The organism is uncultured Enterovirga sp. (genome assembly GCF_964242715.1).
Lineage (GTDB): Bacteria > Pseudomonadota > Alphaproteobacteria > Rhizobiales > Beijerinckiaceae > Enterovirga.
In genome coordinates, this window is the sequence record NZ_CAXTAZ010000086.1 from 1 (window position 1) to 10564 (window position 10564).

11 protein-coding genes are annotated in these 10564 nt (G+C 62.3%); 1 reads left to right on the forward strand and 10 read right to left on the reverse strand.

Annotation, left to right across the window (positions count from 1 at the left end; genetic code table 11):
- Positions 1 to 956: LysR family transcriptional regulator (locus ACFE87_RS23985; protein ID WP_375462178.1), on the forward strand; the 956-nt coding region annotated here is incomplete at its 5' end.
- 177 nt (positions 957 to 1133) lie between these two features.
- Here ACFE87_RS23985 and ACFE87_RS23990 read toward each other — a convergent pair.
- The 10 genes from ACFE87_RS23990 to ACFE87_RS24035 form a co-directional block, all read right to left on the reverse strand.
- Entirely contained in the window at positions 1134 to 2498 is a 1365-nt protein-coding gene (locus ACFE87_RS23990) for a site-specific DNA-methyltransferase (RefSeq protein ID WP_375462179.1), read from the reverse strand.
- A gap of 79 nt (positions 2499 to 2577) precedes the next feature.
- Positions 2578 to 3483 (reverse strand): hypothetical protein, encoded by a 906-nt coding sequence (locus tag ACFE87_RS23995; protein WP_375462180.1) that lies wholly within the window; start codon positions 3481 to 3483, stop codon positions 2578 to 2580.
- A gap of 284 nt (positions 3484 to 3767) precedes the next feature.
- Positions 3768 to 4157, reverse strand: coding sequence for a DUF5681 domain-containing protein (locus tag ACFE87_RS24000; RefSeq protein ID WP_375462181.1), 390 nt, complete (start codon positions 4155 to 4157; stop codon positions 3768 to 3770).
- 63 nt (positions 4158 to 4220) lie between these two features.
- On the reverse strand, positions 4221 to 4871 hold the full coding sequence (locus ACFE87_RS24005; RefSeq protein ID WP_375462182.1) for a hypothetical protein: 651 nt from the start codon (positions 4869 to 4871) through the stop codon (positions 4221 to 4223).
- A gap of 493 nt (positions 4872 to 5364) precedes the next feature.
- Positions 5365 to 5580, reverse strand: a complete 216-nt coding sequence (locus ACFE87_RS24010; RefSeq protein WP_375462183.1) for a hypothetical protein — start codon at positions 5578 to 5580, stop codon at positions 5365 to 5367.
- Between the two features lie 72 nt (positions 5581 to 5652).
- Complete coding sequence (locus ACFE87_RS24015) at positions 5653 to 7194, reverse strand: recombinase family protein (protein ID WP_375462184.1); 1542 nt, start codon at positions 7192 to 7194, stop codon at positions 5653 to 5655.
- Positions 7191 to 7646, reverse strand: coding sequence for a DUF2924 domain-containing protein (locus ACFE87_RS24020; RefSeq protein WP_375462185.1), 456 nt, complete (start codon positions 7644 to 7646; stop codon positions 7191 to 7193). The genes ACFE87_RS24015 and ACFE87_RS24020 overlap by 4 nt, the downstream gene beginning before the upstream one ends.
- A complete protein-coding gene (locus ACFE87_RS24025) occupies positions 7646 to 8047 on the reverse strand; it encodes a DUF3489 domain-containing protein (protein WP_375462186.1) in 402 nt (133 codons plus the stop codon). Before ACFE87_RS24025 ends, ACFE87_RS24020 begins: the two co-directional genes overlap by 1 nt.
- A 411-nt stretch (positions 8048 to 8458) precedes the next feature.
- A complete protein-coding gene (locus tag ACFE87_RS24030; RefSeq protein WP_375462187.1) occupies positions 8459 to 8734 on the reverse strand; it encodes a hypothetical protein in 276 nt (91 codons plus the stop codon).
- 718 nt (positions 8735 to 9452) lie between these two features.
- Positions 9453 to 9800: a hypothetical protein gene (locus ACFE87_RS24035; RefSeq protein ID WP_375462188.1), complete on the reverse strand. Its 348-nt coding sequence runs from the start codon at positions 9798 to 9800 to the stop codon at positions 9453 to 9455.
- Positions 9801 to 10564: the final 764 nt, after the last annotated feature.

Sequence of the window (10564 nt, forward strand, 5' to 3'; positions counted from 1 at the left end):
GAACAGCCATCTCGGAAACCGAGAGGAAGGCGATGGACCGGCTGGAAGCAATGGCCTTGCTAGCGGCAGCTGTTGAGCACGGCAGCCTCTCGGCCGCGAGCCGCCGCGTCGGGGTGCCGCTGCCGACCCTGAGTCGCAAGATCGCGGAACTCGAAGCGCGTCTCAACGCGCGCTTACTCGTGCGCTCGACCCGCGGGCTCACCCCCACCGAGGCCGGCGCCGCCTACCTCGCCGCGTCCCGGCGCATTCTTGAGCAGGTCGACGACGCGGAGCGCGCAGTCGCAGGGGAGTGGCGCCGGCCGCGCGGCGAGCTGATCGTCACGGCGCCCGTGGTGTTCGGGCGCCTCCACGTGCTGCCGGCCGTGACCGCCTTCCTCGGCTTGTACCCGGAGATCGATGTCCGCCTTGTACTCACGGATCGCAACCTTGACCTCGTCGACGAGCAAGTGGACGTGGCCCTGCGCATCGGCGCCCTGCCGGACAGCGGCTTAAAGGCGGTGCAGGTTGGCCGGGTGCGGCGCGTCCTCGTCGCGGCGTCAGACCTTCTCGCGCGCCATAGCGTCCTGCGGCATCCGGAAGAGCTGTCGGCCCTTCCCTGCATTCTCTACGAGGGCTTGAACACCGCGCGAAGCTGGAACTTCCGCAACCCCGGCCGGGGCACGCTCTTCGCGGTGCCGATCCGCCCGCGCTTGACGGTCAGCACGGTCGAGGCCGGGATCGACGCGGCGGCAGCGGGTGTCGGCTTCGCGCAGATGCTCTCCTACCAATCTGCCACCCACGTAGCTGAGGGCGCGCTGCGCGTCGTGCTTCAGGAATACGAGGGATCGCCTGTGCCGGTCAGCTTGCTCCACCCCGACCAGGGCCCCCTGCCACTGAAAACGCGCACCTTCCTCGACTTCGCGGCCGAACGCCTGCGTCCCGGGTTGGCGGTGGAGATGTCCGCTTCGAAGCCGTAATTCGCGCCGTCTGAATGCCCGTCTTGGGCGCAAAGTTGCCGCCAGAGACTATGCACGAAGTGGCGGAACGCATCGGATGATGTGGCGGTGTCGGCAGCGTGGCTTTCCTGGCCAGCTGCGAGCGTCGGAGTCCTTCAGCGGCGTTGACGGTAAGCGAACGCGTGGCCGCCTTAGCCATCAAGATGGTGAGGGAACCGGGGGCTTCGTCTCCCCCACAATCGGAGGCTCCGGCCAAGCCGCGCCGCATTCTGCGTCGAACCGGCTGAGCAGAACGGCTGCCTGGCCTGTCATCGATTCAAAGCGATTGATGATGCACTGGACATAGTGCGGTTCGATCTCGAGGCCATAGCAGGTTCGGCCAGTCTTCTCGGCGGCAATAAGCGTCGACCCTGATCCGAGGAAGGGATCGAGAACGGTCTCGCCACGATCTGACATATCGAGGATCGCGTCTTCAAGCAATGCGACAGGCTTAACGGTCGGATGGTCTTCAAGGCCACGCCTGGCGTCCGAATTGATCGCAGACGCGCCGGGATACGTCCAAAGATTCGATCGAGACCGCCCCTTCCGACCCAGATGGATGTTGTTCACGTGTGGCGCATTGCCTTTTTTGAACAATGGTAGGAGCTCATGCTGGGACCGATACAGGGAACCCATCCCGGCATTCGTCTTGGCCCAAACGATCAGGTTGAGCTGGCTCAACTCATTGGCGGCCGCGGCCTGCGTGACTACGTCCTGGCCTCTCCAGTCGATGAATGTGCCGAAGACCCCTCCATCGACCAAGTGCCGGAGCGACGTTCCCACCCAGGCCTTCGTGAAATCCAGAAACTCCTCCGTGCTCATCTCGCCTGACGCCATCGCGAACTCCTCGTGGCGTCCGCCGGTCACATGTCCCTGGATCGGAACGTTGAAAGGCTGGTCGGTCAGGATCAGCCGGGCCAGCTTCCCGCCCATCAGGCGCGAAAGGACATCGGGATCTAAGGCATTGCCACAGACGACGCGGGACTCGCCAAGTCCGTACAAGTCGCCCGGCCTCACATCGCTCTGCTTCGGAACGGGCGGAAGTCTTTCGACGGCGCTCGGCTCCTCATCAAGGAGGATCTGATCGATCTCATCGAGGTCGAAGCCGGTCACCCGCAGGTCGATGTCGTCAAGGAGGAGTTCCTGGAATTCGAGTTTCAGGCCATCAAGGTCCCAACTGCCCTTCTCCTGCAGGCGGTTCAGGGACAGCCGCAGATAGCGCTGAGCTCTGGCATCGAGGTGACTGACGACGATGCACGGGACGGTATCGAGACCAAGAAGCTTATGGGCCAGGAGGCGCACCTCTCCGTCAATCAGATTGTTGTCCTGGTCGATCAGCACCGGGTCGCAATTTCCGGCGGTCTGAATGGCGGCAGCGACCTGTTCGATTTGGCTCTGCGGCTGCTTCCGGACCTTACGCCTCGGCACGGTCAGATCTGAGATGCTGCGAGTGACCAGTCTGAGTTCCGGACAGAGGTCGTTCCGCTTTGCGAGGTCCGTCGAGTAGGTGAGGCCGGCCTTCATGACGGTCCGCCGCTTTCGGCTGCGCCCGCGAAGGTCGTCGGCCAGCCGAGACCTGAGCGCGACGTCTGTCCGCTTTCGGTTAGCCATCCATATTCCTCCCGTCCTTCGCCACCTCGTCGCGGACCTCCCGAACGGTCGGCGGCGCTTTCCCGGCCTTACAATTCTCGACCAACATCCGCTGCTGGACGCGCGCAACGCGCTGCCACTCTTCGGCTGTGGGGCCGTGGGAGGCATCGTATCTACGGGGCGGCTCTGGTTCGCCGAAGAGCTCGTGCAACGCATAGAGCGTCTCAGGTACAACTGCGAAGAACCAGGCTGGACCAAAGAAACTTTCTCGATAGAGGGGATGTCCCTTGGGGTAGTAGAATGTGCCCGTACGATTTTCTCCGTACGATCCGAATGGCATTGTGGTATCTTGCTGGTACTGGGACCTAAAACGATGGCCGCCCATGCTGAGGAGAAGGCTACGGAGCGATTGTTTTGACAATCGGCTAGGCTGGATCAGCTTACCCTTCTTCCGTCGAACAAGCGCTCCGGTCCGCAATTTCCATTCTTCGTCGCGAACGGCGATGGCCGGGATCGAGACCGTATGGCAGGTTGTAGCGGTTGCTCGAATCTGAGCCGAAATGTCGTCATCGTGGAGCCGCTGCGAAACGCACAAGAGGCAACCCCGATCCGGATCGTTGAACCGTGGTAGGATCTCTGATCGGAGTCGTACGCCATCTGCGCTCCGCTTCTTCTCGTCCTGAACGTCGGTCGGCGATATCGGATCATCAAGGACGACCAGGTCAGCACCACGCCCAATCTGGGTCTGGCGAAAGCCGCTGAAGGAGATCGTCCCACCAGCGCTTGTTCGGATCGTCATTCCGTCGACCGTGACGCGGACATGAGGGAACAGCGCGCGGAAGAAAGATGACGATAGGAGTGAGAGGACCTGATCGAACAGGTCGCTCGCCAGTGCCCGGGAGCCGGCGATGACCATCACCTTCAGATCAGGCTGTCGCCCGACGGCCCAACACACCCCCCGCAACCGAGCAGATGAACGACTTCATCGATCGTGGAGGAGCGTTGATGACCGCCCTCGTCACCATGCCCAGGAAGGCCCGCTCGAATGCATCGGCAATCACGGCGTGGTGAAAGCTCAGCAGACATGCGCTGTCGGGCTTTACGGCGGCGAATGCTAACAGCACAAAGGGAAGCAGGTGGCCGCGAAGTATTTGCCGTTTCGCCACATCGCGTGTCATCGGCGTTCTACCCGTTGCAGGTCGGCTATTCCTTTCTTCGGCGCCGCTTCGGGGGCTGCAGAAGAGCGATCGCGGTTTGCAGCGCTGCGTCGTCGGCGTCTGTGAACACGATGGGGTCGGCGGGGGAGACCTCACGAACGAGCTTAGCCACGATGGCAATCTCTCTGTTCCGTCCCTTGAGCGCGCCGTTGACCAGTCGCGCGATAAAGGCTTCGCGCTTGGTCAGAGTACGGGACATCCCGTTCTCTGTGATGGTGATTTTGCGATCCAGCTCGGCGAGAAGAAGGGTGTCCGCGTTCTTGCTCTTAGGCGAGCGGCCTTTCGGGTTACCCGACTGACCAGACTTAAAGCGGCTGTGAACCGGCGGCCGCTTGTACCCCACTTTTGGATCGTTTCCGTCATCATCCGAAGCCATCCGCGACCTCCTCGCTCCTCATTGAAGCCTCTATAGGGACTGCAATTGGAGCGAGTCAATCGGTCATCGGCCGCGCCGGGTGGGGGGGAGGGCCTTCAGAAGCTCTGTTAGGCGTGCTGCCAATTCGGAGATCTCTAAGACGAAGGCGCCGAACATGACTTTCGGGAGTAGACGGTCGAGCCGACCTTGGAGATCTAACACGCCCTCGGCAATCTCGACTTCAATCAAAGACGCTGCCATGAGGTCCAGCTCAGGTCGCTCAATCTGCGACACGATGAGATAGAGCTTTCGATCTTTTTTATCGGTCGTCTCAGACGATCTACCTCGGGTCGTATAGGTCTTTGCGATTTGATCAAATGCTTTCCGCAACTTAGGTTCTAGCTCCAGAACTTTCTCGACAACTTCGAGTTGCTTGCAGCCGAAACGGACGAGCTCCAATGCAACGGCTACGTTGAAAGCACGGTAGTCGGTGTAGGTAACGTCATTTCCCTTGCCGGGCGCCGCGGCGTCGTGGAACGCAAAATCGGTCCCCACTGTCGGCGCCAGGTCACGGTCGAGTTCGAGAAGACGCTTGATCCGAGTACGGAATGCTGAAGGAACGGGTTGATCGAGACGCTCACTCACCGATCGCGGCGGACCGCTGAAGAGTGCATAAAGGGCCCCGTCGAGCTGATTACGCTTGAAGGTGGATGGATGAGATGATGCCAGCGTCACAGGCTGACACGTAACATGCGCGCGGCCAGGAGATAAGCGAGACGTTCACGCAATGCGAAATCCCTGGAAACACGGCGTCATTCCGTGAACCGGAGAGAGCAATCCCTGCAACTCACAGAGAAATCCCTGCTCAGACTTCTAGGGAATTTGAGTTGCGTCTACAGCGCATATTCGCCCTTTCGAGGACCCACTCGGGCGACTTTGATCGCCACTCTGCGCAAAAATCCCTGATAGCAGGGAATGTCTAGGCCGGAGACCGGTTCGAGTGGACTGGGTCCACCACCACACACTCCCTCGGTTGCCCCGACGCGACACCGTTTTCTAGAGACGCCGACGTATCAAAAACTTAGCCCGGCAGCTGCCCGAGCTGAGGCATGAACCGTGTCTCCACACGCCGTATTGGGCCGTCTTGGGCCACCCGTCTCCGGCCCTCCAGATAGTGCTTCCTGGACGCACATCGCGATCGCGGCGCAGCTGCTGAGTCGCTGGTCTCCTACGGCGAGCCGGGCTCTCGCGACATCCAGCGTATGGCGGCTACATGAAGCGCGAGTCCAACCGAGATGGAGAGGACGACCACAGCGGTTCGACCGGCCAAGGTTGCGCCGTCCATGAGCATGGTGAGTTGGCTGACGAAACCTCCGGACACGATGCCGGCCGCAACCGTGTTCAGCCATGTCGCAGTGAGCTGGTTGTGCCTTGCGTCCCGCATGCCGGCCTCCTGTATCGAGCAGCACGGCTATAGGAGTATATGCCTTGTGTCAATCAGCTAAGGCTAATGTTCCTAGATTGCGAGCCCGAGCGCATCACGCTGACGTGACCACGCCAACGGGGCATCTGTGAGTTCGCGGACACCGACCCCGTGAGGCAGACGGCCAGCGATGGCGGCTTCAACGATGTCGGGGGCGAGATGCGCGAGCGAGATCGTGGCGTTCACCTGGCGCACAGTACAGCCTTCTCGCGCGGCGATCGCGTCGGGGCCTGCAACCCTGCAGTCGATGATCTCGTCGAGCCAGCGTCGGCCCTTGGCGATCGCGGCCAGCAGGGTCGCCCGGGTCTCGACGCGCATCGGCCGCGTCGGGGAGGAACGGTCGGGAGGGACGATGATCTCGCGGTGGCGAGACTGGGACGGCGCTCGCCACGGTATCGTGATCGTCGGTTGCGCGTCGTCGCGATCGGTCCGGAGGCGGACCAGGATCTCGTCGGACCCGATCTCGAGCCGATCCAGATGGGTTTCAATCAGCGCCCGATGGTCTGGTTCCTGAGATCCGGCTGCTGTCCGGATCGCTTCGATGACGGTCCTTTCGATCTCGGGCGCGGGGATGCGTGTCCCGCCCAGACCGGTTCGACCCTGAACCAGCGAAGCGCTGATGTAGTAGCGATAGCGGATCCCGTTCTTCTTCGCGTGAGTCGGCGTGAAGCGCTGTCCCATGCTGTCGTAGATGCGCCCGACCAGGAGCGCGCCCGACTGGCCCCGCTTCGTCTGCGAGACGCGCTGGCCAGCAAGCTTCACCTGCACGGCCTCGAACAGATTCCGGCCCAGGATGGGTGCGTGCTCGGCCTTGTGGGTGGTTCCCTTGAAGCTGATCTCACCGACGTAGAACCGGTTACGCAGGAGATAGGCGAGCGGCCCTCGCGTGAACGGGATGCCTCCGATGGTGCGACCGTTCGAGAGCTGCCGCAACTTCGTGACCACCCCCTGTTCCCGCAGGTCGACCAGCAGGAGGCCGAGGCTTCCGGTCTCGAGATAGCGCCGGAAGATGAGCCGGACCCGTTCGGCCTCTTCCTCCTCGATCACGAGCTTCTTGCTCTCGACCCGGTATCCGAGCGGGACCATTCCGCCGACCCACAGGCCTCGACGTTTGGAGGCCGCGATCTTGTCGCGGATGCGCTCCGAGGTCACCTCGCGCTCGAACTGGGCGAAGGACAGCAGGACGTTCAGCGTCAACCGCCCCATGCTGGTCGTGGTGTTGAAGCTTTGGGTCACCGACACGAACGAGACGCCGTGCTGGTCGAAGAGCTCCACCAGTTTGGCGAAGTCGGCGAGCGAGCGAGTGAGCCGATCGACTTTGTAGACCACGATCACGTCGACCCGGCCGAGGCGCACCTGTTCCAGGAGCCGCTGAAGAGCTGGGCGCTCGGTCGAGCCACCTGAGAAGCCGCCGTCGTCGTAGCGACCCGGCAGCAGCCGCCAGCCTTCATGCGCTTGGCTTTTCACATAGGCCTCGGCTGCCTCCCGCTGGTTGTCGAGAGAGTTGAACTCCTGGTCGAGTCCATGCTCGGTCGAGACGCGGGTGTAGACAGCGCAGCGGAGGCTCGGCTTCATGCCAGTCTCCTTTCCCGTGATGCTGGCTTACCCTTCAGGCCGAAGAAGCGGGGACCTGACCATTTCGTCCCCGTGATCGCCCCGGCGACCTCCGAGAGGCTTCGGTACGTCTGGCCGTTCCAGGAGAAGCCCTCCTGATCGACCATCACGTGGTGGCGGGCGCCTGCCCATTCTCGGACGAGCACCGTGCCGGGCCGGACGGCCCGCTCCGGCAAGGGCACGCTCCTGTCTCCTCTCCCGAGCCGGTCGAGGAACAGAAGCGCTTCACGGCTGAGGTCGCCCAGAGCATCGGCCTGGATGCGATAGGCCAGGATCCGGAGGAGGAGATGGCGCGGCAGGTGGGTAGGTGCTGGGCGGCCGGTGATCGCCCGCCACATGGCCCGGAGTGACCGGAGGTCGAGATCGCGCAGACGCGCCACCTCGATCTCCAGCTCCGATCCGGAGGTCGCCATCACGCGCTGACGTGCGCTTCGTCGTTACGAGCCTTCCGACGTCGGCGAGCAGCTGGCGCCGGCTCCGGTTCAGCCTTGGCGATACGGTACCGGCTTCCACCCTTCTCAGCAGCGTCGCGGGCGATCTCGAAGCCCCGCTTGCGCAGTCCGGTCAGGGCCGCTCGGGTCGTGTGCGGCAACCAGCCCGTACGCGCCATCAGATCGTCGATGCTGGCGCCCTCGGGGAGGGACAGAAGCGACACCAGAAGCGCGCCCTTGCTTCCCTCACGCGGATGGCTGGCATCAGGCACTGCGATAAGTAGGGCGGTGCTCGCCTCGCCGTCCGTGGGCACGCCCGGCGCAGCACCGCCGAGCCTCGCCTTATCGTGCTGTTTCGCCGTCCGGCTTTTGCTTCTCGCCATGGTGACCTCCTGAAGGACGGCACCTCTCGCCGTCACTGATCCGGCCCCGCAACGGCCAAAGCCGGCGGGGCAAGAGCACAGGTCAGTTTCGGTCATGTTTCGCGTTTTACTAACGCGCCGTTCGTTTGTGCGCGAGAGGACTAACGCTCTATTCGCGCCCGTAGTCGAGTAGCATTTGAGCGGCTTGAAATCTTTTCAGGTCTCAGGATGGCATCGAGCGGCTGAACATCTTGATCTGAAGGTCCCGTTTGTTCGGCTGCGACGTAAGGCATGAAGGGGCTCGGAGTAAGTCCCTGCTCTTGGAGCGCGTCGATGCACCTTCCTGAGACCGGACATCGCCAATGCCGCTATGGGTCAGGATTTCGCATTGGTCCTGACCGGAATAGGTCGAGGTTGGACGGTCTCCCGCATCTAGGCTGACATGCCCACCGGAGCATCCGGGGGCAGGTTCTCGACGAAGTCGTAGGCTGTTTCGCCGAAGACTCCGAGCACGGCTAGCGTCCATTCAAGGCCGGCATCGCTTACGAGCAACGAGAGTGCGACGGCGCCTCCGAAGCAGCCGGCAACTTCGACGGCCTTCGCGATAGCATCTACGTCGCTGCAGCACGGCAGGCGCGCGCCCCAGATCAGCACGTCGTCGCGGCGCTCAAACACTTGGACGGCGAATGTAGGCATGGCTGGCATCATCGACCTCTCGCCGCAGTTGTAACCGGCTAGGTCGCTGAGCGCCTTTCAACTTTCGTTTCCGCTCAAGGCTGCTCCTCCGGGGGCCGATGTAGCGGCGATCCGGGTAGCGGCGAAAAAACTCTTGCGTTGTTGCGAATTTAGGCAGACCCTTCACAAACCATGAAGCCTCTGGCGCTACGTTTAGGCTACAAGGGATGACGCCGTGAACGCTATGCCGATTATCGGCCCAGGTCTCGGGCTCTATCTAACGACGAGTTATCGTCGGCGTGCTGAGTACTATTGCTCTTTGGCCGTATCAGGGCCTCGCCTCCTTTATCATCGCGCCGTTTATCACAAGCGCCGTAATCGCCGCCGGCGCAGCTTTGGGGTCATTCAATCCAAGGCTTAATGAAGCCGGCTAACCAATCAAGCGCTGAATAGCCAAGCCAGGCTAGGAGGTAGGCCCACGCCGCTAGGACACTCAGCACTGCGGCTGTAGAGCAAACCGTGACGGCCTTCTTCATCTGTCGCCCTGCTTGGTGCGCGGAGACCAAAAGCAGAGCCCTAATTCGCCGTCGAGATTATAGTTTTGTAGCGGTTAATTCGTCTGGCCTGCGCAGGGCTGCCTTACGCGGACCACTCTTGGGGCAAGCCGGGCCGGATCACTCCAGAGAGACTCCACTCTGAACCGCATCAAGACCGCCGCGGGCAGGCCGAGCCGCCCACCTTGAGGCCGGAATCAAGCAGCCGACCTGAATGTTGCAGCCCGCCGGAGAAGAACGGCGGCCACCGAGCCGATCACCGCGCCGGCAGCTTTGATGGCGAAGTCTTCAATGCGGCCGTGCCTCGTCCCGGTAAGCGTTTGCACGGTTTCGAGGATACCGGCCAACAAAACCAACCCAACCAGGAGTGCCCATTTTTGCCGTGGATAGCTTAGGCTGAACGCGGCTCCGAGCACGGCATAGGTCCCAATTCGTTCGAAGCTGACTGGCAGCGATGAGACCGGTCGCAAGCCGATCGGGAGAATGGTGACGGCCACGATAGCGGCGGTCAGGATACATGCTGCGAGCCTGAGAACCTTTATCATCAAGGTGTCCTGAGCGGACCGCTGGCAGCCGTCAATGTCCTGACCACCACGCCCGGTCCTCGCGCCGGGCTTTTCTGTGCCCGGAGATCGACATGGCGCAGCTCGCGAATGGTGAAGCCGCAGCGGGAACAGGACGTAACCGAACATGAAGAAGGTAGCCGCGGAGCCGAGATAGACGAGGTTGCAAGGCCAGGGCACGGAGCATTGAGCGCGCCGGCCAGGACCAAGATGGGACTGTACGGGCCTGGGAGGCGAAGACGAGGCCGGCCCAAGCGATATGCGGGATGGTCTCCGACGACGTTAACCTGCTACAGCCCCGGTCGAGATTATCGGGCAGGACATCCCTGTGTCGTCGCTGCGGTCCTGGGACCGTAACGCCCGCACCCATGCGAAGAAGCAGATCCGGCAGATCGCCGATTCGATCAGCCGGTTCGAGAGCGTCTTCTCGGAGCTGAAGAACCTGATCGTCTGGGCCAAGGACAACGGCGGCAGGCAAAGCGGGTGCATCTTCCATGTGCTTGCATCTTGCCGCGTCAGGCGGACTGGGACGGTGCTCGGCCGTCGGCAGTCCGTGAGAACCGGGTCAGGACAAGACCGGACGGCCGGAAACAATCGATGCCGATCCGACTCAGCCGTGCTGATCCGGCTTCAGCACGCGCCGATCACGATGGAGCGGGAGATCGCGCTCAAAGCCGCGCTTCATCCCACGCGCTAGAGCGGGTTCAGCTCTTTCCGATTCGAAGCGGGATTCACGGCTGGGGTTT